This is a genomic window from Enterococcus raffinosus (assembly GCF_018917525.1).
GTDB classification, from domain to species: Bacteria; Bacillota; Bacilli; order Lactobacillales; family Enterococcaceae; genus Enterococcus_A; species Enterococcus_A raffinosus_A.
In genome coordinates, this window is the sequence record NZ_JAHLOS010000005.1 from 55,383 (window position 1) to 79,182 (window position 23,800).

Genomic DNA, 23,800 nt, shown 5'->3' on the forward strand with positions numbered 1-23,800 from the left:
GTTATACTATTTAAAGTATGCAAACCTATCTTCCCATTTTTCGCTTAAACAGCTTGGCAAACATTTTGGAGGGAAAATGAACTCTTATAAAGGTAAACTATTATTTCTTTTATCGTTATTTTTCATTTATTTTATCATCTGTTTTTCAGTGAGAGAATTGAATGATGTAATGCAAAAAAACAACATATCCGATCAGCAGGTTACTGATAATCAAGCTTTTTTGAATACCTTCTCTGGCGAATGGAAAACGGCAGACGCGGCCAATAAACTAACGTTCAGTGAGCATAAGCAAATTATCACGATTTCATTTCCTACTGAGAACAGAAAGGTTAACGTAAGTGTTTCAAGTCAACAATCTGCAAGAAAACGTTGGCTTCTGTCACCCATGAATAGTGAAGAAACACAATATAGTGTGATCTTACTTTCTGACGATGAACTCAGCTTTCAAATGTCAACAACTAAACCCAATGCTGAAGGTACATCAAAGCCTGAACATTTTTATCGCATAAAATAACTTAAAAAGGAAAACCGAAAGATCATGGCTATCAATATTAATAACCATGACTTTCGGATTTCTTTGTTTTTTTATTTGTAAGCAAAGTCACACATGAACGATAAGGTTTGTTTTTCTAAAATTTATCCATCGGAAAAACAATTCCCGATTGTCTTCTCATTTCAGTCAGCGTCTCATGGATAGCCAAGCTCACATCAAAAGGAACTTTTGTTGATTCGATTTCATTCTTCTTGATTTGATTGATCATTTCAGCAATTTCGTAAGAGAAATTCTCTTTTGGTGCAACGCCTAGTTCTGTGCGCTTGCCGGTTTTTCTTTCAATGAAACTGATTCTTTGCGGCTGACTTGGCTGATCAATCAATAGCTGACCCAGTTCTCCGCAAATTTCACAAGTGTTGACTGTATCACTGGCTTTCGAATAGTTAAGAGTCACATTAAAATCATCGTAGCTTAGAATACTGGAGCCTGCAACATCTGTACCTATATCCAGTAATGAAGCTGTACTGAGAATTTTATTGGGTTTGCCGAATAGTCCCACACAATCAGCGACGACATATACGCCTAAATCCATCGTGGCCCCATTCGCTAGCTCATTTCTGAAAGTTGTAGGGTTTTCACCGCTTAAATATGCATCGTATCTAGAGGAATACTTAGAAAAATTCAAGTTTACTTGGCGAATCCTTCCGACTAGGTTCAGATTGTCTCGCAAAATTTGAAAATTAGGATTGTATAATGGGATTAGTCCTTCTTGTAAATAGGTGTGATTTTTTTTCGCACAATCAATCAGCTCTTTTACTTGTTCATGGTTGGCAGCTAAAGGTTTTTCACAAAAAGTTGGAATACCTTTTTCTAAAAAATAAGTCGTGATCGGGTGATGCAAACTGTTAGGGACAGCGATATAGACTGCCTCGATCAATTGAGATTCAGACATCTCCTGATAAGAATTAAAAGCATGAGGAATTCCATATTTTTCGCCAAAACCTTTCGCTTTTTCTAACGAGGTTCCGCACACCGCGACAACTTCACATTCCGCTACTTGAGCAGCGCCCGCCATAAAAAAGTCTGTCACAAAGTTCGTTCCAATTACACCAAATTTCACGCTAAATCCTCCTTTTTATTCCAATCAATAATAACCCCTGTGTACTCATTTTTCTTATTCATCAATCCGTCATATGCTTCCATTAGATTTTCTTCGGTGGGAGCGATCACATGGCTGATAAAACGATCGACATCAATGATTTTTTTGTTTAATAGGGATTCAATATATTTTAAGCTTCTGTGGATAGAGAGTCTCGAGCCTTCTTTTTCTTGATAAGGGTACCTGCGATTAAATGCCCCGATCACCGTTAACATTTTTGTATGAATCGCGTTAAAGGAATTTGTAACATTCGTTGTATAATCGGTTCGCGGAGAGCCCATCAAGATTACTTGTCCATATTTGCCTGCAATTTTAATAGCTGTCTCAATACTCTCTGATAAACCGGTCGCATCAACAACAATATCCACACCCTTCTTCTCAGTAATCTCCATGACTGACTCATATTGATCATTTGGTGCACAATTAATTACATGGTCAACTCCAATAGATTTTGCCAATTCTGCACGATCGGTAATAGGTTCCAAAGCAATCACCTCAACACCCATTTGCTGATAATAAATCGATAGAATCAAGCCTAAAGTTCCCATACCCAAAATCGCAACAGTGTCTCCCAACTTGACATCTGCTGGTAAAATCCCGTTCATTGCGATCCAACACATCATCAGAAAAGAGCCTTCGATTGAGCTAGTTTCCTCTCGTAACTTGAAAAGAACTCCTCCATCACTTTTACTTGGATCATAGAACTGCAAACTACTATGCGGTCCATTAAAAAGGACTCTGTCACCTACATTAAAGCCTGCTAAATCGTCTCCAATCGCCAGAATTTTCCCAACTGAGCAATATCCTGGACGAACTGGATAAACTGCTCCCTTCTTCAGTCCAAAAACTCGTGACAATTCTGTTCCCGCACTAATCAACGAAACTTCACTTTCGATTAGGCATTCCTTCGCTGAAACAGCCTTCGGATCGACAGTTTCTTCAATTAAACGGACATCCTCCACTCCGTTAATCACAACATTCTTAGTTAAAATGATACTCACCCTTTCAAAGTTGACATGTTGATATACCATATAAAAAGCGTAACACGTTGTTAGAAGACAGTCAATCTGCTATGATAAGCTTAACAATGATATATCAACTTAATAAGTTGACTTATATCTGATACTAAAACGGATGTAGGTGGTTAGATGGAAAAGACACAACCCTTTAAATATGCCTTGATCAAAAATGACATTGTACAAGCCATCAAAACAAAACAACTGAATGCTGATGATAAGATTTTATCTGAGGCTAAATTGTGCAAAAAATACAATGTCAGCCGAATCACTGTAACTAGAGCGATCAATGAATTAGTCGCTGAAGATTATCTCTATCGTATCCAAGGTAAAGGGACCTTCGTCAAAGGAAAGCAGCTATCTGAAGGTGTATCTCAACTTTCAAGCTTTACAAAAAGAATGAAGGAAAAAAAGCTCAAGTTAGAAACTAGGGTACTAGAAACTGCAAGTGTTACTATGCCAGTGAAGATGGCGAGTTTTTTCAATCTGCCTTCAGATAAAAATGTGATTCTGTTGAAGCGATTGCGAATCGTTGATGGCGAATTATTGTGTCTGAGTATCGCCTATTTAATGCCTGAAATTTTTTATTGGACGACGCTTGAGGATATGGAACACGAATCCCTCTATGATCTATTAGAAAACAAATACGATTTCAAATTAGGTAATGCTACTCAAGAGTTTGAGGTTGGTTATTTGAATGAAAAGAATGCCAAGTTTCTAGAAATATCCAGCCAAGATCCGTGTCTTAAGCTGTCATTATACAGCACATTAAGTGACGGACGTCCCGCCCAATTTGAAGAAACCTATTACATCGGAAGCAAGTATGCCTATCAACTTCTACTACCAGCACCCCATTCATTTAATAACGTTATCAACATTGATGAGCTTTAAGTAAGAAAAAAGTGAACGCTCGTAGACTATCAAAGCGATAGGAATACAAGCGTTCACCTTTTCCCTGTTATGAAAATTTTAAAATAGTTTTGCAATCAGATAATCAAACAATATCTGGATAATCTGTTAGAAATGGTTTTCATGTTCAGTTAATTACTAATCTTCTTTACTGCGGCAATAATCAACATAACCAAACGCAAAGGCTTCGATCAATAGGAAAAAGGAAGAAGCGGTTTGAAGCCACCAATCGGTGGGGTTCGGACTACGGCTGCTAGAAGCATATAGCGAATAATCTGCTCTGCCAGACAAAAGATTATTTTGCATATTTGTGATGGAAACGATCGTAGAATGATAGGTAGAAAGGACATTCAGTACATTAAAAAGGTGCTGGTTTTCTCCTGATAGTGATAGGACAAAAATCAGGTCGTTTTCGGTAATGTTTTCCATGATTCGTTTGAACTCATTGGATTGTGAAGAGGCAGGAATCATTTGGGCCGGCTTGCCAATCAACAGCAAGAGTCGTTGTAGCTCAGCTGCTTGGTTTTGTTGCGTGACTCCTGTTCCCAGCAAGTAGACATTACGACTATTCTCCAAAGCCTGATAGATTTTTTCCCAGTTATTCTCTTCAAGATATCGGATTGTTCGTTGGGCATCTGAAAAAATTCTTCTTTTAAAGGCAGCATCTTTTCCAGTATCATTTGGATTGTTTTGCCATTTCAAAAAATTACGCAGCTCGCTAAATCCAGTAAAGCCCAGCTTTTGGGTAAAGCGAATCACGGAGGATTTTGATGAATGACAAACCTTCGCAAAATCATTGGTTCCCATCGTTGTGACTTCCTTGGGATGCGCATGGATGTATTTAACCATTTGGATATCCACTTCATTAAGTGTTTCATAATGTTGATTGACAATATCAGAAAAAAGCATCGCCAGCCCTCCTTTGCTATTATTTTACTCTACAAAAAATTCTAGGGATACTCAAACTGGAAAAAGCATTAATGAACGTCTCATTAATGCTTTCCTGCATAAAAATTAATTTAGCTTAGGCCACCATTTTCCATTGGCTTCGATCATTTCATCTAGGATCTGTTTAGCAACAGAAGCTGATGGAACGGTCTTGGAAAGCGTCATCGCCTGCCATAATTTTTGGTACGATCTTTCCTCAAAGGCATCTACCACTAATTTTTCGACCGCTACCTGCTGCTCGATCATTCCCTTTTGGAAATGCGGGATTTTCCCCATACATAGAGGCTCATAGCCACGTTTGCTGACAATACAAGGGACTTCAACCATCGCATCATCGTCTAAGTTAGCGATCGCCCCTTCATTTTTGACGATTAGAAGCATTCGTTCATAGGTATTGTAGGCCAATGCTCCCGCTAATTGTACGATGAATTCTGCATGCTCTCCCGCTTCGATCGTAGTATCCTCGGCAGTTTGAGCCGCGGCGATACGTTCACATTCTGCAAAAACATTTTTTTCCCGATTGTCCATTACCTCATTGGCTCGGGTGTAATTCGGATCGGCATGAGCCACAACATAATCTGGATATAGATAATATTTCAAATAGGTATTCGGAACCGTGCTTGGATCGACGGCATAAACATCCTTAACCTTTTGGAAAGTATCCATCCAGCTTGATTCTTCTAGCAAGGGATTTCCTTCATCTGTCGCAGCCGCGTAGCCAAATTTGGCCACATGCTCCTTCAATTTCGGCATTAGATCGTTGCCCTGCTTGTCGGTCATTTCCGTCCACCAGCCAAAATGATTCAAGCCGTAATAACGATCAACGATGTCACTTTCGCTGTCTAAGCCAACAATGTCCGCGATTGATTTTTTGATCGCCACTGGCATATCACAAATGTTAATGATCTTCGCGTTTGGACGCATTCTTCGCGTTGCTTCGGCTACGATTGCTGCTGGATTTGAATAATTCAGCATCCAAGCATCAGGCGAATATTTTTCCATATAATCAATCAATTCAACCACTCCAGGAATCGAGCGCATACCATACGCCATCCCACCTGGGCCACAGGTTTCTTGGCCAACGACCCCATATTTTAAGGGGATTTTTTCATCCTGCTCACGCATCTTCAAGCCACCGACTCGAATATGGGCCATCACAAAATCAATATCGCTAAAAGCTTCTTCCGGATCTGTGGTCGCCAAAAATTCAATTTCTGGCGCGCGCTCCTTCACGATCACTTCACAGGCTTTCGCAACAATATTTTGACGCTCCTCATCGTTATCGTAAAACTTTAACTTGCGTAAAGGAAATTTATCCTGATTTTCAATAAGCATCATAACGATTCCGGCGGTATACGTACTTCCTCCGCCTGCAATAACAACTGACTGTTTTTCCAACATCATTTTTCTCTTCCTTTCAAACTAAAAACTTTTAATTTTTATCCTTCGCTCATTCCCAGTTTTTCGCAAATATCATCCTTGAAGCTTTGAACACCCATCCCTATGATGACTTGGACATTTGTTCCATTTAAAACGACACCTTTTTGTTGAGAAATTTTTTCTAATTGAACAGAATCCACTAACTCTTCATCTTTCACGGTCACTCGCAATCTAGTGAAGCAGTTCGAGATGCTTTCGATATTTTCTTTCCCACCTAAACCAGCAACAACTAAATCAAAATCACTATTGCTATCATTAATCAGCTGCTCTCCAATGAGGCCGTTTGCTAAAACTACTTCTTCCGCAGAATCATCTTCTCGACCAGGTGTCTTGAGGTTCAATTTAGTGATCAAGAGAACGAAAACAAAATACCAGATGACTGACATGATGATACCGACAATAATCACTAAATAGAATTTCGTGACAGAAGGACTGAAGACTGAATTAGAGACAAACGTGTCGATTAATCCGTAGAGCATATAAGTTCTAGCGCCAATCCCCCAAAGGATCGTTTCAGAAACAGCCGTCAATAAGCTGTGTATCAGCCATAGCAATGGCGAAGCGAATAAGAAGGAAAAATCCAACGGTTCAGTAATTCCCGCCACCGCAGCGACAAACATTGAAGGTAAAATCATTCCCTTAACCTCTTCTTTTCGGTGCTTTTTTGCACAATGGATCAATGCTAAGGCAACAGCGATCGAGCCAAAAATTTTCACAAAACCAAACGTGGCGAAGCGTAAAGAAGGGTCCAAGCTGGTGATTGATCCAGCATTCGCCATTTCTGCATAGAAAATATTCGCCGCGCCATTATAAACCTGCCCACCGATTTCGGCAGTTCCGCCTAACGCAGTGAAGCAAAACGGCATCCACAGCAGATGATGTAAACCGGTCGGAATCAAGAAACGATTGCCGAACGCATAAATGAAGACTCCTAATAGTCCAGTGGTCAAAATAAATCCAGACAATGACGAGATCCAGCTATTTACCACCGGCCAAATATAGCTCATACCGATTGCTGTTACTAAAATGACTGGGATCAAAATCATGAAGGAAAAACGCGAACCGCCGTAAATACTTAAGAAATCAACAAATTCTTTATCAGAAAAACGATTATGGATAAATGCAACGAGGCAGCCCACCAGCATGCCCAAAAAGACATTCATATCCACGACTTGAAAGCCTAAAACCACTGCTTGACCTGTTCCAAACAGACCCATTTCTCCCGCCTCAGCTAATTGATCGGTCAATGTCAGCCAAGCATTATTGGCAGCCAAAAAGAATAAAAATGCGATCAATGAAATAAGAGCTGCCTCAACCTTTTTCTTTTTCGCTAAGGATGCTGTAATCCCTACACAGAAAATCAATGCCAAATTATTTAACATGCTGTCCATCATCGTTTTGATCAATCCGCCAAAAGTCTGGACGACACTCGGCATGAATTCTAATTGTAAAATAACAGAAACCGCTAAGAATAAACCCATTACCGCCATAAATTTGACTGGAACAATCACTGCTCGAGAAAAGTCCTGCATAGTCTGAGAAAATTTACTTTTCATCATCTCTCTCCATTCACTTTATTGAGTATACGTATCTCTTGTACTTAGATTAACAACTTTTGAAACCAGTTACAATATTTCGTCGGCTCTTTGGACCTAAGTCCACAGATAGAAACCAAAAAAACTAAATGGTTTTTTTAATAACATTTTTTAGACTATTTAAGAATCATCGTGACAGATTCTCCTGCTTTCAGCTTTTTCTGGTTTGATGGAATTTCTACGGATAGACCTTTCACATCTGTAACAATCACTATAACCGTACCCTCTAGCCCCGCTTGTTTAATCAAAGAAGGTTTAAATCTCAGCAGCTCCGTTCCTCGTGTTACCTTGTCACCTGCTTTTACCAAAACAGAAAACCCTTGATTTTTCAGCGCGACAGTATCAATCCCAACATGAATCAATAGCTCGCAACCATTTTTCAAGCGCAATCCTAGCGCGTGACGCATATTATCATTGGCACTGATAATCTCGCCATCAGCTGGAGTCATAATCCTATCCGAGTCTGGTTCAACAGCGAAGCCTTCCCCCATCATTCCGCTTGAAAATACGTCATCCCTCACCTTATTTAGCGCGACGAATTCCCCATCAATTGGTGCATAAAGCTTTAGTTTCTTCTTCCAAAACATCTTTTATTCCTCCCTTTACCTACAACAATAACTGTAAAGGGCGTACTCCCCTTCGTTCAATCCAAATTCATGATTATGGCCCTAAGTCCAAAGCTAGGAACGCTATTTACCAAAAAAACACGAAAGCTCTCTTTTTTGAGAAAGCTTTCGTGCTTTAGATTATTACAATCGATCTAACTTTTAATTCAAATCATCAAATTGATACAACGCGGTTGATAGGTAGCGTTCCCCATTATCTGGAACAATAGCTAAAACTTTTTTACCTGTTCCTAATTCCTTAGCTACTTCAAGAGCCGAATAGATAGCAGCACCTGCTGAGATACCAACTAGGATTCCCTCTTTTGCAGCTACTTCTCTTGCTGTTTCCAAAGCGGCATCACTAGAAACAGAAAGGACCTGATCATAAATTCCTGTGTCTAATATTTCTGGGATGAACCCTGCACCGATGCCTTGGATTTTATGTGGAGAATGTGCGCCGCCTTCTAAAACCGGCGATTCCTCAGGTTCAACCGCATAGATCTTCAATGATGGAAATGTTCGTTTTAATTCTTGTCCTGCCCCCGTGATGGTACCGCCTGTTCCGATCCCAGCAACAAAGGCATCAAGTCCTATGCTGCCAAAAATTTCTTGAATTTCCTTTGCCGTTTTTTCTCGATGAGCCGCTGAATTGGCGGGATTGTTGAATTGCAACGGTAAAAAAAAGCCATCCTGACTCGCTAACTCTTCTGCTTTGGCAATGGCTCCCTTCATCCCTTCAGCTCCTGGAGTTAAGATCAAGGTTGCGCCATACGCTTGAATCAGCTTTCGCCGTTCAATGCTCATTGTATCCGGCATAACAATAACGACCGGATAGCCCTTCGCAGCACCCACCATCGCTAAACCAACCCCGGTATTTCCACTGGTCGGTTCGACAATTGTGTCACCCGGCTTTAAATCACCTGCTTTTTCAGCCGCTTCAATCATGTTCAAGGCAATTCGATCCTTGACACTGCCCCCTGGATTAAAAAATTCAAGCTTCACATAGACCTCTGCACTATTTTCTGGTACTAGTCGGTTCAATTTCACAACCGGTGTCTCTCCAATTGTGTCTAAAATTGATGAGTAAATTTTTGTCATGTTGATTCCTCCTAATCATTCCGTTAAATTCTTTATTAATTGAATCAACTATACCTGTTTTCAGCTTTACTTTGCTAATTGCCATTTCTTATGGGTGGCGATTGGTTTTAGTTATAGCACGCAGAAAGCTATTCTAAACCAATTACTATTAAATAGAAAGAATTCTTCAGCTGTAAAATAGTTGATTTTTATTGTCTGATCTGTGATTAGGCCAAATACTCGTCCATAAAAGAAACACTTATTATCATCGACGTAAGAATGAACTGTTTAAAATCGCTAACCTCCTATTCATCTGAAACGACTATCTTGATTGGCGTACACTCCCCACCATTACAGCTGCTTTCAGAAACACTGCATGCAGCAACAGCTAGTAGTACATCCATTTCAGCTTCTAAAACAATCTTGTCTCCGGCTTTCGAGAGTGGTGGTTCAACAGATATTTTTCCGTTGGGTAAGATTTTGGTGTACATAAAGATATTGAATGGCGTAATTTCATTTTTTCTGAGGTTAAACTTCTCATTTAGTGAATCATTGATATTCGCTAAACAACTCGAATGTCCATCCCCATTATTGTAAAAAAATTCAAACATTTCTGGTCTGCAGCAGGGATGCAATAAATCGTGCTCCTTCACATCGTCCTCAATGATGGTGAACATCTTGTTGTATAAGTTTGTATACAATGAATCTCCGGTGCTTACTTTCAAGCTTTCATTGCAATCAATCGTTACACCAGCAGAAAGCTGCTCAGTAAACGTAGTTTGGTTTGTCGCAAAAAAATCAACCACTTGTTTCCCATGTAAATCAATGATTTCGATTTTCTCACCTTTTTCTACAGCAATAGTTAATCCACTTTTCGCTTCAACGATAAATTCTCTTTTCATTTAACTCCTCCTAGCTAAATCGATTAAAAAGTCGCTCTCTTCTATCAGTAAAGATTCTATTATCCAACTATACAATAAAATTCGTTAGCTCGTCGATTTGATCAAATGGACAAGTTTATCCGTCCCCTCCGCTTTATGAAAATTTCTTCATTATAAAACGATTGACCTCTGTCCAAAAGCCAACTACTCTAAAAGATAAGAGATGTTCCATAATTTTATAATTAGCCAAAGACTAGATCGAAGTTTAATCATTTAAATAGAAGAGGAGAAGAAAATGAAAACACCAGTGATTCTGATTGTTGAAGACGAAGAGAGTTTGATCAGCTTTATCGCTGATGAGCTAAGATATGAAAACTATGAGGTATTGATTGCTGAAGATGGACAAAAGGCATTAGAACTTTTTGGCACCAATGAAGAAAAGATTAGTCTGTTGCTGCTGGATTGGATGCTGCCAAAAGTTGATGGATTGACCGTTGCCCGTAAAATTCGCCGGCGGAGTCAAGTGCCGATCTTGATGATGACCGCCAAGGACCAAGTGGTCGACAAAGTGTCAGGCTTAGATGCTGGGGTGGACGACTATCTTACCAAACCTTTTGACATTGAAGAATTGTTAGCACGGATTCGCGTAATTCTTCGGCGAGAGGAACGAATACAATCATTGCAAAATGAACCGATTATCAACCAGTATCAGGATTTGATCATCGATGTGGTAAAAAGAACTGTCACACGAGATGGGCAAGATATAATCCTTACGCAAAAAGAATTCGACCTCCTTTATGAACTAATGAAAAAACCAGAGGAGGTTTTGACTCGAGATGAACTATTGAATGAGGTCTGGGGCTATGATTATATTGGTCAGACCAACACTGTGGATGTCTTTGTTCGAGCCTTGCGTATTAAATTGGATGACGCGCAGCATCCTCGTTTGATCCAGACGGTCCGAGGAGTCGGCTATGTCTTGAGGGCTGCCGATGAAAACTAAAAACGAGCAAGGGAAAACATTGCAGTATCAGCTTATCACCCGTTTCAGCGTTATTACGTTGGGACTGGTGCTACTAGTAAATATTCTGATTCTCAGTGTCACCGCCCTACAACTGTATGAATCTAGCAAGAGGGAAACTGAAGCCATTGAAGATGCCCTGTCTCAAGTAGAAACACAGACCAATCAGGAGTGGAAAAATACCCTGCATCTGTATATCGCCGCAGATGATCCAAGGTATTATATCCGCGTTTCTCTACAGAAAAATAATACGGTGTATTCAAGCGAAGCCTATCAGCTATATGACAACTTTCAGGCAATGAAACAGCTGCCCTTCTTATCAGATGTTTTATGGTATGGCGATGCGCCCTATTTCTTTAAACAATTCCATGTCAAAAATACTAGCGTGGCGGTGCTTACCAGCATGGAAGATAATTTTGAGATTTTGGCGACCTTGTTCCTATGGTCTCTGGGCATATCAACTTTGATCCTGCTGCTAGGAATCTTTTTCATCGCCAGATTTGCTAAAAAAATTAGTGCGCCATTGGTAAAAATGAATCATGAGGTCCAAAGCCTATCGCAACGACCGCAAGTAAATGAACGACTGTCAGAGCCCAACTCACCAAAAGAAGCGAACAAGCTTGCCGTATCCTTCAATCGACTTCTTCAACAGCAGGAGCAATTGATGCTGCGGGAACGTCAATTTATCTCGGATGCTTCCCATGAGTTGAAAACACCGTTGGCAGCGATTCGAGGACATGTCAATCTTATCAAACGTCGGAACAAAGAGCATCCCGAGGTAGTGGAAAAGTCACTGCCCTTCATTGATAAAGAATCACAACGAATGGAACTGCTCACCAATCAACTGTTGATTCTTGACCGCGAGAACCAGCAAGGGGAGTTGCAAAAGATTTTCTTGGCTCCACTTATCCATTCTACTCTTGAGGAGTATGCCTCACTGATGACCCAGAAGCTGAATCTTCAATTAGATGAAGAAGCGAACCTTATGGGGAATCCTGAGCAATTTTACCAGATCATTCGTAACTTGATTGAAAATGCTGTGAAGTATACACCAAATGATGGACAAATTACGATTTCCCTCACTACCAATGAAAAAAAGATCATTTTAAAGGTAGCAAATACAGGAGAAAACATTCCAGATAGTGAAAAGGAAAAGATTTTTGAACGCTTTTACCGCATCGACCGCTCCCGTTCCAGTAAAATTCCCGGAACCGGTATTGGCCTTGCCATCGTTAAGCAATTAACGGAGCTTTATCATGGTACTATTACTGTCACGGATCACCAACCGAGCGGTGTATGCTTTACTCTAGTCTTTCCTAACTAAGATGAAGACTTCTTCATGAAGACTTCATCTCATCTTATTTTTCTATCTCCTTCAGCCCGCTATACTATAGATATAGAAAGAAGAAACACGAAAGGAAGATGGAAATGAAAAACAAAGGATTACTTTTAGCGATTACTAGCGTGGCGTTACTACTTTTCGCCGGCTGCAGCGACAACACTGCTCAACTAGAGAGCGGCAATCAACAGAAGGAAAGCAGCCAGAGCATGAGCCAAGAAAAGAGTTCCGAACAATCAAGCAGCGTCACTGCCGCCAGCACAAAAAATAGTTCGGACACAGCAAACAAACAGATATCTCTACAAGAGGCAATCACTGTTTATAGAAAAGAAAAGCCAAATACGGATATCACTGGTATTGAAATTAAATCGCGGATGAACAAGCTTACCTATGAAATCGAAGGAATGGATGCTAACAAAGAGTACAAATACTACATCTCTGAAACTGGTGAAGTTCAAACTAAAGATGAAAAAACACTGGATGAGGATGATCGCGGTGAAGACGAACGCAACAAAGAAAAACTCAGCTTTGAGAACCTCCTTCCTTTAGATAAAATCAACGCCATCGCCAAAAAAGAGGTCGATGGCAACATCGTAGAATGGTCACTAGAAAGAGAACTTTCAAAAACCCTCTGGGAAGTGAAAGTCGAGAAGAATGGTAGACAAACAGACATCTCAATCGACGCTCAATCTGGAAATGTTTTAGAAATAGACGAAGATGATTAATACACAAGCGGATCTCCACGCATTGATGATGCAGAGATCCGCTTGTTTTATGATTAAATACTAGGATTTTATTAATGCTCTAAACTTGTCCTGCCTGCTTGATCTCCAGAAATTTGAAAAGCTTGGTCATCATCGTAATCAAAAAACGTATCACTCACCGTCAAATTGCTGATCGCAGCACTGATTTGCCCAATCAAGAAAAACTTGGTTAATCTCCTTTTTCCCTGCATCATTCAACTAAATTAAGAAGGAATTTTATCTCATAACTTAACAATCGTTCAGTCAGCTTCATTTTTTCTTTCCGAACGTAAAGTTTTTTCGTCTTTCGCTTATCAATAAGCTATGGATCGTTTTATAGTTAGTCTTAAAAAAGCTCCATTCCTAAATATGTAAACTCTTCATAACGCCCCAGTATTACTTGATAAACAACAATCATGTATTTTATTCTTGTCAATCACTTCTATTGTTGATAGAAATATGGCTCAAAACCTATCCTGCACTGGTTACCGCCAATTTTTAATACCTATAAAAGTCCAAATATCCCTTTTGCGATATTTTTATTGTTTAATCATGATAGAAAAACACTTGCAGTAAAGTTAAAAAACGAACTTTATCGCAAGTGTTGTATGGCTATATAAATAATCAGAAAAATGGCGTTTCTTCAGTAAGAGTAGCTATTTTCACACTACTGATCATGCTCCGCATGCCATTTATCAATCGCTTCTTTACGCTCCTTGAATCGCTTTTCATTTCCTTGTGTTGTTGGCAAATAGTATTGATGCCCTTCCAACGAAGCCGGCATCGTCTTCATCGAAGTTAATTTGTCTTCAGTATTATGAGCATACTGATAATTCTCCCCATAATGCAGCTCCTTCATCAGATTCGTGGGCGCGTTCCTGATAACCAAAGGAACTGGTTCGTTCATGGTTTCGTAGACATCTTTTTTTGCCAATTGATAAGCAGCATCTACTGCATTTGATTTAGGCGCCAACGATAAATAAATCACTGCTTGTGTCAAATGAACGTTACACTCTGGCAGGCCAATAAATTGGCAGGATTGAAAAACGGTATTCGCTAGCTCCAAGGCTCGAATATCGGCCAGACCAATATCTTCACTGGCAAATCGAACTAATCTTCTAGCGATGAACAATGGATCTTCGCCAGATTCTACCATCCGAGCCAGCCAATAGATCGCTGCATCCACATCACTGTTGCGCATAGATTTGTGTAACGCCGAAATTGTATTGTAGTGTTCTTCCCCTTTTTTGTCATAAAGAAAGGATTTTCGTTCGATCAAATCCAGCAGCTTCTCTTCCGTCAAAGTCACCGTATCGGCTTCTTTATCTCCGTTAAGAACAGCCATTTCCAGCGTATTTAGTGCTACTCTGGCATCGCCATTGGCATATTTTGCAATGGAATCTAACACTCGATCGTCTAGTTCAATTTTTAACTTGGGGAAGCCTCTTGGACTATCAATCGCCTGCTTTAGAAGCTGCAAAATATCCGTGCTCTCTAATTGGTTCAAAACAAATACCTTGCTCCGTGACAGTAAAGCCGAATTGATCTCAAAAGAGGGATTCTCTGTAGTCGCACCAATTAGAATGATACTGCCGTTTTCAACATAAGGTAAAAAAGCATCCTGCTGTGCCTTGTTAAATCGATGGATTTCATCCACAAAGACAATCGTTTTTGTCCCGAACGTTCGATTATGCTCCGCATCCTTCATCACTGTTTTTATTTCTTTAATCCCACTCGTTACCGCACTAAAATTGATAAATTCTGATTTCGTCTGATTGGCAATGATCCGCGCCAGTGTTGTTTTGCCAACTCCTGGTGGTCCCCAGAAAATCATTGACGAGACCCGATCATATTCGATGATTTCCCGCAACAGCTTCCCTTTGCCTAGCAAATGTGTTTGTCCCACAAATTCGTCTAGCGTTTCAGGACGAACTCGTGTTGCTAATGGTTCACTTTCTTCTCTAGATTTTTCAAAAATCGAGCCTTGTCTCATTCGAATCCCTCCTAAAACCAAAACGAACGTTTGTTCTATTTTAACATTTTTCGACACTCATTACAAAATTAAATTCTTGTAGCTAGATATCTCTATAAAGAAACTAAAACTAAGATAGTTTTGAGCGTCAGATTCGATGCTTCATTGAAAAAACCGCACAAATCTAATAAATGATTTGTACGGTTCATTTTTATTAAAAATCAATACGAATAAATCAGCTCCCTGAGCTTTTCTTGTGCCGCTTGGTCCTCTGAAATTTGGAAACTTCTATTTGGCGTATAGCTTCCTAAACTCCCATCATCGGCGTATTCTCCAAAACCTGTGTTGGTGCTCACCGGCTCCCCATTTCCTGTTTTTAATTCATAGACTACTCCATTATCGCCTAATAGATACTTACTAACAGGTTTACTATAGTCCATTTTCACCGAATAATTGGCCGCAAAAGAGCCTGCCATCAGTTCCTGTTTGCCAATGCTTCCATCTTTTGACGTATAAAAAACACACCCACCCAACGCATGGATTGGAAATGCATTTTCTCCAGGTACACCGTTATTTTGCACCTGCACCTGACCATCTGGCGTATTGGCGTACCAATCGCCTCGTCCTGCTGCACCATGATCAAAAAACCAATGACTCACCGCCATGTTCCCTATTGCGGCACGCCCACCTGCCCAGTCAAGAAAGGCCTGATTGATTTGACCCTTTTGTACATCGTTAAATTGAACTTTACGGCTAGATTCCGTCGTACTGCTAGATTCAGTTGTACTGCTGCTTTGTGACTCTGTCGATTTAGAAGACAGACTTGAAGAAGCTTCTGAATTTAAGGACACACTTCTTGACGGCTCAGCCTCCTTGCTTTCCGTTGAATTACAGCCTGTTAACAAAAATAGAATACCAAAACCTAAAATGAAATAACTGATTTTCTTCATCCTGTTCCTCCGAAAATACGCTGTTTTACTTTTTTTATTCAGTAATAAGCGTTTATTATAACCTCAATTTTAGCACTAAATAAACTTAAAATAATGAGAAAAAAGAGAGAACCCTTTTATAATTTAGCGGTACCAGCCTTTTTTAGCGAATTCGTTAACAAGCAGTTCCTTTTGAAATGATAGCGGTTGGCATTATGATAGATGGATACTAAGAAAGAAGGAATTGCTATGGCAGAAAGAATCTCTTTGGAACAATCAGCTTTAGAATTTAGTATCGCTAATGAAAAAGAACCTTATATTTATCAATTACCCGTAGATGAAGCACGCGCACTACTAGAGGAAGTACAGGGCTCTCCAGTAGATAAATTAGATGCCGACATTCAAGATCAAGAATGGGATCTTGGAAAATATGGAATAATCAACGTGCGGATCGTAAAACCAAAAGATCCCACAGACCATCTACCTGTCATTCTCTATATTCATGGTGCCGGTTGGGTGTTGGGCAGTGCGCAAACTCATGACAAATTGGTACGAGAGTTAGCCGTTCGAACCAATTCAGTTGTCTTTGTTCCAGAATATGATCGCTCCCCTGAAGCCAAATATCCAGTAGCAATCGAGCAAAGCTACGCGACGCTTCTAAAACTAGTTGATGATGCAAACGGAGAATATGACATTGATCGAATCACCGTCGCGGGAGACAGTGTCGGCGGAAATATGGCAACTGTTCTAACCATGCTGGCGAAGGATCGCCAAGGGCCAAGAATCAATCAGCAATTGCTTTATTATCCAGTCACGAATCACGCGTTTGATACAGCTTCTTATAATCAATTTGCGACAGATTATTTTTTAGCTAAAGAAGGAATGAAATGGTTTTGGGATAATTATTTACCAGAAGGACAAGATGCAACGATCAAAACGATCTCACCACTTCAGGCGTCTAAAGAAGATTTGACCGGACTTCCGGCGGCCATGATTCTCAATGGCGAAGCCGATGTACTGAGAGATGAAGGCGAAGAATATGCTCGGCAGTTGCGAGATGCCGGAGTGGATGTGACACAAATTCGTTTTCAAGGAATGATCCACGATTTCGTAATGGTTAATTCCATGGATCAAAGTAATGCAGCACGAGCAGCAATGGATGTTTCGACAGATTGGTTGAACAAACGAAATAACTAAATGTAACGCATAAAAAAGGATCGAGCAAATGTTGATTTTGCTTGATCCTTTTTTATTTTAATTCATTTTCGCTTTGTTCAACTTCATTTGATGACTCAGTTGAATGCTTTTGACATGAGCACCAATGAAACCTTCATTAATTACAGTTGCTTATTTCTTCATGCCTTTCTAGCCAATGCTAATCCGCCGATTATTCCAGCATTATCGCCTAATTTGGGCGTAACAATGTAGCTATCAATTGGTGGTATTTAAACATATCCATTTATAAGCTCAACGAATTTATCCTGAACTTTTTTCTTCATGTGTTCTTGTTTCATCACACCACCGCCAAAAATAATTCTATCTGGCAAAAGCATCAGTGTTGTATTGTATGCACATTGGGCAAGGTAAAAGGCTTCAATTTGCCAAAACGAATCGTCAGCCAGTAAATTCTGACCTTTTACACCCAACCGTTTTTCAATCGCCGGTCCCGATGCCATCCCTTCTAAACAATCTTGGTGGAAGGGACAGTTTCCTGAAAAATTGTCCTTCGGATGTCGCTTGATCAACATATGACCCATTTCCGGATGACTGAATCCCTCCACGAAAGTCCCATTGAGCAAGGCACCACCTCCGATACCTGTTCCCACAGTGAAATATGCCACACTTGCTAACCCTTTGCCAGAACCAGCAACATATTCACCATAGCAAGCCGCGTTGACATCTGTTGTCCATTCAATCGGAATATTGAAATATTGCTCTAGCGTTCCTACAAAATTGAAATTTTGCCAAGCAAGTTTTGGTGTTGATGTGATATGACCGAAACTCGTTGATTTGCATTGAATATCAATTGGACCAAAGCAGCCGACCCCGATGCCTGCCAATTGTTCCTTAAAAGGTTTAAAAAAATCAATGACCTGCTTCATTGTTTCAACTGGAGTCGTTGTGGGAAAACTGGCTCTTTCCAAAATCGTTAATTCCTCAGTACCGACTGCACAGACAAATTTAGTCCCTCCAGCTTCAATTGCCCCATATATCATCGTAGGTTCCTCCCTTCGAATATGTGTAAAACACTTCATTAACGCGGCAAGCGTTCTCGATCAGTGAAATGACGTTTAGTATTTCCTGAAGCTTCTGTTGAATACCAGTAAGCGACACTAGCAACATCGTCTTGCCGCTCAAATAAGCGAACATCATCGTTGCCGATTTGTTGTAAAGTGACCGATAAATCTTCGGTAAAACAGATGGGGTCTTGAAGATGCCAACGATAAAGACCATGTCGTGGCATTGCGTCGTCACCAAAGGCATGAACGGCATTCAATTTTCCCGTTTCAAAACGATCTCTTGTGGCATCTCTATTTGATTGGTAGGGATATCCTAAAAAGGCTGTTGAATAGTTTTTCGCATGTGGACGTCCGAACTCATCGTACTCATGAAAGGCCCATGCCCCGCCAAAATAATCTTCTGACCCTGTTGAGGTTACGGTCGGATACTCACTATCCCCATCAATGTAGAATTTAAACTCGCCTTCGCCCCACCAATAACGTTCTAAGCAGGTCAGCGCAAGATAAGTACCCACGTAATAGCCTTGACCCTTTAATCGATCAATTAACTTATAATCCTCCTGTAATTTGGTAATGCGTTCTCGACGCCAATTTGCGTGAAAATATAGGCTATTTTCTTCTAATTCGTCCACCAAAGCGTAATTTATCGTATAAAAGAATGAGGTCATATCCTTCGGGTGTAAATTCTCGATCGTAATTTTAGCAGCAGTTTGGAAAGGCATTTCGAAATAGGAATTAAAGCCCCCGGTAGGATTAACCACTATCGGCAACGAGTTAACATCGCAACGCTCTCCGAACCCGTTACAAAAGAAATCCCCTAAAGGACTTTCAACAGCGGGACTATCCGACCCATCCCAATAGATTCTTAAAATCAAATCACGTAAAACAAAACTGCCAAATTCTGTTCGATCACGAATCGTCATCCACATATGACGGATCATTCCCGTTCCAGTAATATCCGCAATCACAGTTTCTTCACCAGAAGACAGCGGAATTGCACCACGACCTTTGCGGCTTGGACCCAGGTCGCTTGGTAGCATCGCCGCTTTACCTTTCTCGCCCGTTGGATTTTCGGGAGTGATTGCTCGACTCTGAATTTTTTTAAATTGGGTAATATTTTTTAGTATACTCATCTTTTTCTCCTTTGAATGTGAATCGTTTTTCCCTTTTCTACGTGAATAATTTTTTTCGTATCACTTATTTTTAACGGTTTTTCTGACAAATTCGAAATACTCAACTCGGATTGCGTACATTCAATCGAAATGAAGGCTTGACCGAACTTCAAATTCTTCCAAGAAAACGTTAAATTATCAACAGGTTCAATCAGCAATACTCCTTTTTTGAATTTCAATCCGAAATATTGACTGATCATTAGGCTGACAAAAAGACCCGATGCCCAGCCGCATTTGCCGCAGCCAAAGTCTCGCACGACTTCTCCTTGTTGAGCCTCTAAGCGATACGGCCACCACCACCACGAACCGTCTAAATCTGCCAAACAAATTAGTTCTTCTAATCGGGTTACGAAGGCTTGAGGGTTGTGCAGGTCGCTCATTAAGACAGTGATAAAGCCAGGAAAAGTGGCGCCGGATTCTAATCCCCAAGTGATGCCTTTGATTTCCTCGCTATAGGTTGGATTGAAAGAACTAGCAGAAAAGGCCATTGTGTTCTGATATAAATGATCTTTATTATCTAAAAATTGATAAAATGGCATCAACGTAGTGTCTGATTCTTCTCCATCATGCATTAATAAATTGATTTTTCCATCCACAATTACATCACTTAAAAAGATTAACCCTTGCTCAAGAATCGGTTTTTGATAGTGCTTCACTGAATAGGTTATTTTCTCCTCATCACCGATTCCCTCCAAAAATTGCTCACCAAAAGGACCATCGATGGTCATTTGCTTACAAATTGATTCCTTTAGTTTACAGGCGATGTTTTTGTATCGCTCGCTAAGGCTCAGTTGTTCCAGTGCTTCAAAAATTTCAGCAAGTCCACTACAGGCCTTCCAAAGACAAAGATTGCTGCCAGTATGATACTTTCCAAGAGCAAAGGCGTCTGATAACCAAACAGATGGGAAAAGCATCGGTTCCTCTGACTGACGTTGAGCTAATATGTCCTCAATAATTTTTGAAGCATTCCGTAGAACCTGCGGATGCCGCTCAAAGAATTTTGTATCCCCTGTATGTTCAAAATAAAGACTAGCGAGTAACGCACTGGATAACGAATTACTCAGAGAATGATTGATACCTCCGGTAAATTTAGAACCAGGAAACTTAACGCCATATTGATCAAACCATAGAACCGTTTTTTGACATAACTCCGGTTCAAACATGGTGAATGGCAATGATGCGTAATACATATCCTTATTCCAAATTCGATTAGTAGCAGGATAGCTGCCCCAATTGCTGCCGACGATCTGTCCCTGTCGATTCATACCAAAACTAGAAAAGCTTTGATAAAGTGCACGACGATAGAGATGGATAACTCTATCGTCTGGCATTGACAGATGACCAAATAGCTGAGTAAAATAGTTCATTGTTTCCTTCAGCCATTTTTCGATATCAGATTCCTGAAAAGTCATTGCTTCTTCAAAAGCATTTGGGTCCACAAAAGCAATGGCGAAGCCTGCCACTTCCTGTTGTGCGATCGTTTCCTTATTTCCTTTTTGAGAAATCAACACATTTTGCTGATCCGAATACTTCTCTTGATATAAAGGCATATCTTTCACTGAAACTTGAAGGCTTTCGTGTGTTTCATTCACAATGTAAATCTGCTGAACAAGCATACTTAAACGCTTATTAGCCAGTATGGGAGCAAAGGATACTACAATGACCTTAAACGTCGAATAATGATGAACATATCTAGGCAAACAGTCTTGAAGCATATCGACTTCAATACGATGATCCGGTTCTGATAAATGGTAGACAATCCCATTTACTTCAACTTTTAAGGATAACGAATTGGTTTGAGAGAGCTGTTTATTGACCCAAACACCTGGTTTTTCCTCAGTTAACAAATTTTCTCGATAAAAGGTCAATGTTTGAATCGTCCCGCAAACATCAAGGTTTGCTAATGTCTTTTGATTACTTACATCAAAGGTCAATCCCTTTACATCAGGAATATTCCGATAGTAGCTGTATTCGTTTGAAGTAGTCACATTTCCGTCGTTTAACTCGGCATTAAAAAATGGGTGTTTGGGTGAATAAATTACTTCATTAATAGTCATCTTTCCTCTCCTTGATAAAAAAACTGCAGCTTAGTAGCTGCAGCTTCCTACTATGCGATTCCAAGTAATGACAATAAAATTCCCAAGACGACCATTCCGAAAATAATTTTGATGACGCCGACTTTTTTATCTAGTAATTTGAAACAGCCCAATGTTACCAATAACGGTACAATTCCTTTAAAAATACTATCAAGAATTTCTTGGACATTCATTAGTTCTTCACCCTTCATTGAAAAGCTCAAAACGGTATTGAATTTGACCATACTGATCGTCATTGCGCCTACCATGATCAGACCCAAGATACTAGCAGCTTTTGTCAGAATTTCAATTAACCCGTTCGCATACAGCTTTTCAATGTATTTAGAGCCTAATGAATAGCCTAAAACGCCGCCATAGTATCGCATCAAGTAATTAGGTACATTGAACATGACCAAAAAGATAATTGGTGCCAAAATATTTCCGGCATTGGCTAAGTTGATCGCTAGTCCCGCGGTAACGACACGCCAAACTCCCCAGAACAATGAATCGCCAATTCCAGCCAATGGTCCCATCAAACTCGTCTTGATCGCGTTGATACTTTCCACGTCAAAACCAGCTTTTTCAGAATTTTCCTTCTCCATCGATGCCGCAATCCCCATAACAAAGGACGCGCAAGGTATGGTCGTCGAAAAATACTGTGAATGACGTTCCAACGCCGCAGCTCGATCTTCTTCACTTTTGTAGAAATGATTAATGAAAGGCATCATAGAATAGGCGAAACCACCGCCGCCCATCGTCACCGGGTTCACCGAGGCGTACATGGTCATTGAGCGCCAAAACATCTTCCGAACCAATTTTTTCTCATCTTTAGAAATTCCATCAGCTAATTTCATTGAAAGAAATCCTCCTCTTCTTGGTCAATCGTTGCATTTACAGCAGTATCGCTTTGGACTGCATGAACAGACATATTTTTTAGTTGTAGATCTCTTTGGGCTATAACAATTGCAATAATCGTTCCAACTGCGGCAATTGCAATCAATGGTAACTCGAGATAAGCCATAACAACGGCCCCAAAGAAAAACCACACAGCAATATTTTTACTCCAAAGCATCCGTAACAGCATCGCCATCCCAACTGCCGGCAGCAGATTTCCAGCGACCGTTAATCCGTTCATGATGACCTCTGGAATATTATCCAAGACGCTTTTGACAACATCTGCTCCAAATAAAACGGCAAAGAATGGAATAAGGGCATAAAGCGCATAGTGGACAAACCACATAAAGAAGTGCAGATTAATGATTCCTTTTTGATCACCAGATTTAGCAAATTTGAAAAATTTAGCAGCCATCGGTCCACATACAAAAGAAAAAATCATATTCATTAACTGCAATCCTAATACTGCTAGTGGAAAGACGATGGGAATAACCGCATCCACGTTTCCTCCCATTTTGATTGCGAACGCTGTAGCCAGCCCAGCAGCTAAAGAAGGCTCTGCCGTACTAGAAATTCCGATATTGACCACACCCATAAAGATGGCTTCTAGTGACGCCCCGACAATCAACCCCGTCTGCAAATCCCCCATCAAAGCTCCCGCTAACGGAGCAACAACAATCGGACGACTCAGCATGGACATCCCGAACATCTCATGTCCAGCAACTCCAATAAAAACGGCCAAAGCGACTACAAATGCATCATACATAATTTTTCTCCTTCCTTTTTCTAAAAATCACTCAAAATAGAGGTAGCTGAACGTTTTTCCATTGCCGGTGTAGGCTGAAAAACAGTATCTGGATAAAGTTCAACTAATTCTTTTAAGTCTTGAATTTCTGACGTCGTTAACATCACTTCCTTCGATAAGGTTTTCTTATCTTCTGATGGCGGTGTCATTTTCCCAGCATTTCCCACGTTCATTAATTCGATTTCCGTTGGGAAAGCTTTCGCAACTTTTACGGCATCTTTGACATTAGGGACTAAAACCATCAAGCGCATGTCCTTCGCCCGCGGATCTTTTAACAAATGAATCGCGTCATCAACTGTTTTAATAATGACTTTGACATTCGATGGTGCAGCCATCTTCAACGTCATCTTTTGAATATCGTTAGTAGCCGCCTCATCGCTGGCTACTACTAACCCGGTTAAATTTAGACTCTTTGTCCAAGTCATTGCTACTTGTCCGTGAATTAATCGTTCATCAATTCGCACTGCTTTAATCATTTCTCTTCCTC

21 protein-coding genes and 1 pseudogene are annotated in these 23,800 nt (G+C 40.3%); 6 read left to right on the forward strand and 16 right to left on the reverse strand.

Features of this window, described 5'->3' with window-relative positions; translation table 11 throughout:
• Positions 1-76 precede the first annotated feature (76 nt).
• Entirely contained in the window at positions 77-514 is a 438-nt protein-coding gene (locus KQI58_RS05360) for a hypothetical protein (RefSeq protein WP_216407131.1), read from the forward strand.
• A 115-nt stretch (positions 515-629) separates the two neighbouring features.
• On the opposite strand, the gene KQI58_RS05365 is transcribed toward KQI58_RS05360, so the two are convergent.
• Complete coding sequence (locus KQI58_RS05365; protein WP_216407134.1) at positions 630-1,613, reverse strand: Gfo/Idh/MocA family protein; 984 nt, start codon at positions 1,611-1,613, stop codon at positions 630-632.
• Positions 1,610-2,653, reverse strand: coding sequence for a zinc-dependent alcohol dehydrogenase (locus tag KQI58_RS05370; protein ID WP_244299405.1), 1,044 nt, complete (start codon positions 2,651-2,653; stop codon positions 1,610-1,612). Before KQI58_RS05370 ends, KQI58_RS05365 begins: the two co-directional genes overlap by 4 nt.
• Before the next feature lie 147 nt (positions 2,654-2,800).
• On the opposite strand from KQI58_RS05370, the gene KQI58_RS05375 reads away from it, so the two are divergent.
• Entirely contained in the window at positions 2,801-3,559 is a 759-nt protein-coding gene (locus KQI58_RS05375) for a GntR family transcriptional regulator (protein WP_216407136.1), read from the forward strand.
• A 156-nt stretch (positions 3,560-3,715) separates the two neighbouring features.
• Here KQI58_RS05375 and KQI58_RS05380 read toward each other — a convergent pair whose 3' ends face one another.
• The 6 genes from KQI58_RS05380 to KQI58_RS05405 all read right to left on the reverse strand — a co-directional run bounded on the left by KQI58_RS05380 (position 3,716) and on the right by KQI58_RS05405 (position 10,144).
• Entirely contained in the window at positions 3,716-4,486 is a 771-nt protein-coding gene (locus KQI58_RS05380) for a MurR/RpiR family transcriptional regulator (RefSeq protein WP_216407138.1), read from the reverse strand.
• 105 nt (positions 4,487-4,591) lie between these two features.
• Complete coding sequence (locus tag KQI58_RS05385) at positions 4,592-5,929, reverse strand: 6-phospho-alpha-glucosidase (RefSeq protein WP_216407140.1); 1,338 nt, start codon at positions 5,927-5,929, stop codon at positions 4,592-4,594.
• 35 nt (positions 5,930-5,964) lie between these two features.
• Positions 5,965-7,521, reverse strand: a complete 1,557-nt coding sequence (locus KQI58_RS05390) for a PTS transporter subunit EIIC (RefSeq protein WP_216407142.1) — start codon at positions 7,519-7,521, stop codon at positions 5,965-5,967.
• 155 nt (positions 7,522-7,676) lie between these two features.
• A complete protein-coding gene (locus tag KQI58_RS05395) occupies positions 7,677-8,147 on the reverse strand; it encodes a PTS sugar transporter subunit IIA (RefSeq protein ID WP_216407144.1) in 471 nt (156 codons plus the stop codon).
• A 180-nt stretch (positions 8,148-8,327) separates the two neighbouring features.
• Positions 8,328-9,263: a cysteine synthase A gene (gene cysK / locus KQI58_RS05400; RefSeq protein ID WP_216407145.1), complete on the reverse strand. Its 936-nt coding sequence runs from the start codon at positions 9,261-9,263 to the stop codon at positions 8,328-8,330.
• Between the two features lie 284 nt (positions 9,264-9,547).
• A complete protein-coding gene (locus KQI58_RS05405; RefSeq protein ID WP_216407147.1) occupies positions 9,548-10,144 on the reverse strand; it encodes a DUF1989 domain-containing protein in 597 nt (198 codons plus the stop codon).
• A gap of 274 nt (positions 10,145-10,418) precedes the next feature.
• Between KQI58_RS05405 and KQI58_RS05410 the strand changes: the two genes are divergently transcribed.
• The 3 genes from KQI58_RS05410 (at position 10,419) to KQI58_RS05420 (ending at position 13,208) form a co-directional block, all read left to right on the forward strand.
• On the forward strand, positions 10,419-11,126 hold the full coding sequence (locus KQI58_RS05410) for a response regulator transcription factor (RefSeq protein WP_216407148.1): 708 nt from the start codon (positions 10,419-10,421) through the stop codon (positions 11,124-11,126).
• Positions 11,116-12,468 (forward strand): sensor histidine kinase, encoded by a 1,353-nt coding sequence (locus KQI58_RS05415; RefSeq protein WP_216407150.1) that lies wholly within the window; start codon positions 11,116-11,118, stop codon positions 12,466-12,468. Before KQI58_RS05410 ends, KQI58_RS05415 begins: the two co-directional genes overlap by 11 nt.
• Positions 12,469-12,572: 104 nt before the next feature.
• The gene (locus KQI58_RS05420; protein WP_216407152.1) at positions 12,573-13,208 is read left to right on the forward strand and encodes a PepSY domain-containing protein; all 636 of its coding nucleotides are present in this window, start codon (positions 12,573-12,575) and stop codon (positions 13,206-13,208) included.
• Positions 13,209-13,893: 685 nt separating this feature from the next.
• Here KQI58_RS05420 and KQI58_RS05425 read toward each other — a convergent pair.
• The gene (locus tag KQI58_RS05425) at positions 13,894-15,219 is read right to left on the reverse strand and encodes a replication-associated recombination protein A (RefSeq protein ID WP_216407154.1); all 1,326 of its coding nucleotides are present in this window, start codon (positions 15,217-15,219) and stop codon (positions 13,894-13,896) included.
• Positions 15,220-15,419: 200 nt separating this feature from the next.
• A complete protein-coding gene (locus tag KQI58_RS05430) occupies positions 15,420-16,148 on the reverse strand; it encodes a lipoprotein (protein WP_216407156.1) in 729 nt (242 codons plus the stop codon).
• Between the two features lie 228 nt (positions 16,149-16,376).
• Between KQI58_RS05430 and KQI58_RS05435 the strand changes: the two genes are divergently transcribed.
• Complete coding sequence (locus tag KQI58_RS05435; RefSeq protein ID WP_216407158.1) at positions 16,377-17,324, forward strand: alpha/beta hydrolase; 948 nt, start codon at positions 16,377-16,379, stop codon at positions 17,322-17,324.
• 158 nt (positions 17,325-17,482) lie between these two features.
• Here the strand turns inward: KQI58_RS05435 and KQI58_RS05440 are convergent.
• The 6 genes and pseudogenes from KQI58_RS05440 to KQI58_RS05465 form a co-directional block, all read right to left on the reverse strand.
• Positions 17,483-18,343: pseudogene (locus KQI58_RS05440) on the reverse strand (ROK family protein).
• A 38-nt stretch (positions 18,344-18,381) separates the two neighbouring features.
• Positions 18,382-19,500 (reverse strand): glycoside hydrolase family 172 protein, encoded by a 1,119-nt coding sequence (locus KQI58_RS05445; RefSeq protein ID WP_216407160.1) that lies wholly within the window; start codon positions 19,498-19,500, stop codon positions 18,382-18,384.
• Positions 19,497-21,596: a glycoside hydrolase gene (locus KQI58_RS05450; protein ID WP_216407162.1), complete on the reverse strand. Its 2,100-nt coding sequence runs from the start codon at positions 21,594-21,596 to the stop codon at positions 19,497-19,499. The genes KQI58_RS05445 and KQI58_RS05450 overlap by 4 nt, the downstream gene beginning before the upstream one ends.
• Positions 21,597-21,646: 50 nt before the next feature.
• The gene (locus KQI58_RS05455; protein ID WP_216407164.1) at positions 21,647-22,468 is read right to left on the reverse strand and encodes a PTS system mannose/fructose/sorbose family transporter subunit IID; all 822 of its coding nucleotides are present in this window, start codon (positions 22,466-22,468) and stop codon (positions 21,647-21,649) included.
• Positions 22,465-23,274, reverse strand: a complete 810-nt coding sequence (locus tag KQI58_RS05460) for a PTS mannose/fructose/sorbose/N-acetylgalactosamine transporter subunit IIC (protein WP_216407166.1) — start codon at positions 23,272-23,274, stop codon at positions 22,465-22,467. Before KQI58_RS05460 ends, KQI58_RS05455 begins: the two co-directional genes overlap by 4 nt.
• Positions 23,275-23,294: 20 nt before the next feature.
• A complete protein-coding gene (locus KQI58_RS05465) occupies positions 23,295-23,789 on the reverse strand; it encodes a PTS sugar transporter subunit IIB (protein ID WP_048719579.1) in 495 nt (164 codons plus the stop codon).
• Positions 23,790-23,800: the final 11 nt, after the last annotated feature.

Bases quoted from the DNA above. Each gene is read 5' to 3' on its own strand.
- KQI58_RS05360 (WP_216407131.1), top strand. From the start codon at position 77: ATGAACTCTTATAAAGGTAAACTATTATTTCTTTTATCGTTATTTTTC.
- KQI58_RS05375 (WP_216407136.1), top strand. From the start codon at position 2,801: ATGGAAAAGACACAACCCTTTAAATATGCCTTGATCAAAAATGACATT.
- KQI58_RS05380 (WP_216407138.1), bottom strand. From the start codon at position 4,486: ATGCTTTTTTCTGATATTGTCAATCAACATTATGAAACACTTAATGAA.
- KQI58_RS05385 (WP_216407140.1), bottom strand. From the start codon at position 5,929: ATGATGTTGGAAAAACAGTCAGTTGTTATTGCAGGCGGAGGAAGTACG.
- KQI58_RS05390 (WP_216407142.1), bottom strand. From the start codon at position 7,521: ATGAAAAGTAAATTTTCTCAGACTATGCAGGACTTTTCTCGAGCAGTG.
- KQI58_RS05395 (WP_216407144.1), bottom strand. From the start codon at position 8,147: ATGTTTTGGAAGAAGAAACTAAAGCTTTATGCACCAATTGATGGGGAA.
- cysK (WP_216407145.1), bottom strand. From the start codon at position 9,263: ATGACAAAAATTTACTCATCAATTTTAGACACAATTGGAGAGACACCG.
- KQI58_RS05405 (WP_216407147.1), bottom strand. From the start codon at position 10,144: ATGAAAAGAGAATTTATCGTTGAAGCGAAAAGTGGATTAACTATTGCT.
- KQI58_RS05410 (WP_216407148.1), top strand. From the start codon at position 10,419: ATGAAAACACCAGTGATTCTGATTGTTGAAGACGAAGAGAGTTTGATC.
- KQI58_RS05415 (WP_216407150.1), top strand. From the start codon at position 11,116: ATGAAAACTAAAAACGAGCAAGGGAAAACATTGCAGTATCAGCTTATC.
- KQI58_RS05420 (WP_216407152.1), top strand. From the start codon at position 12,573: ATGAAAAACAAAGGATTACTTTTAGCGATTACTAGCGTGGCGTTACTA.
- KQI58_RS05425 (WP_216407154.1), bottom strand. From the start codon at position 15,219: ATGAGACAAGGCTCGATTTTTGAAAAATCTAGAGAAGAAAGTGAACCA.
- KQI58_RS05430 (WP_216407156.1), bottom strand. From the start codon at position 16,148: ATGAAGAAAATCAGTTATTTCATTTTAGGTTTTGGTATTCTATTTTTG.
- KQI58_RS05435 (WP_216407158.1), top strand. From the start codon at position 16,377: ATGGCAGAAAGAATCTCTTTGGAACAATCAGCTTTAGAATTTAGTATC.
- KQI58_RS05445 (WP_216407160.1), bottom strand. From the start codon at position 19,500: ATGAGTATACTAAAAAATATTACCCAATTTAAAAAAATTCAGAGTCGA.
- KQI58_RS05450 (WP_216407162.1), bottom strand. From the start codon at position 21,596: ATGACTATTAATGAAGTAATTTATTCACCCAAACACCCATTTTTTAAT.
- KQI58_RS05455 (WP_216407164.1), bottom strand. From the start codon at position 22,468: ATGAAATTAGCTGATGGAATTTCTAAAGATGAGAAAAAATTGGTTCGG.
- KQI58_RS05460 (WP_216407166.1), bottom strand. From the start codon at position 23,274: ATGTATGATGCATTTGTAGTCGCTTTGGCCGTTTTTATTGGAGTTGCT.
- KQI58_RS05465 (WP_048719579.1), bottom strand. From the start codon at position 23,789: ATGATTAAAGCAGTGCGAATTGATGAACGATTAATTCACGGACAAGTA.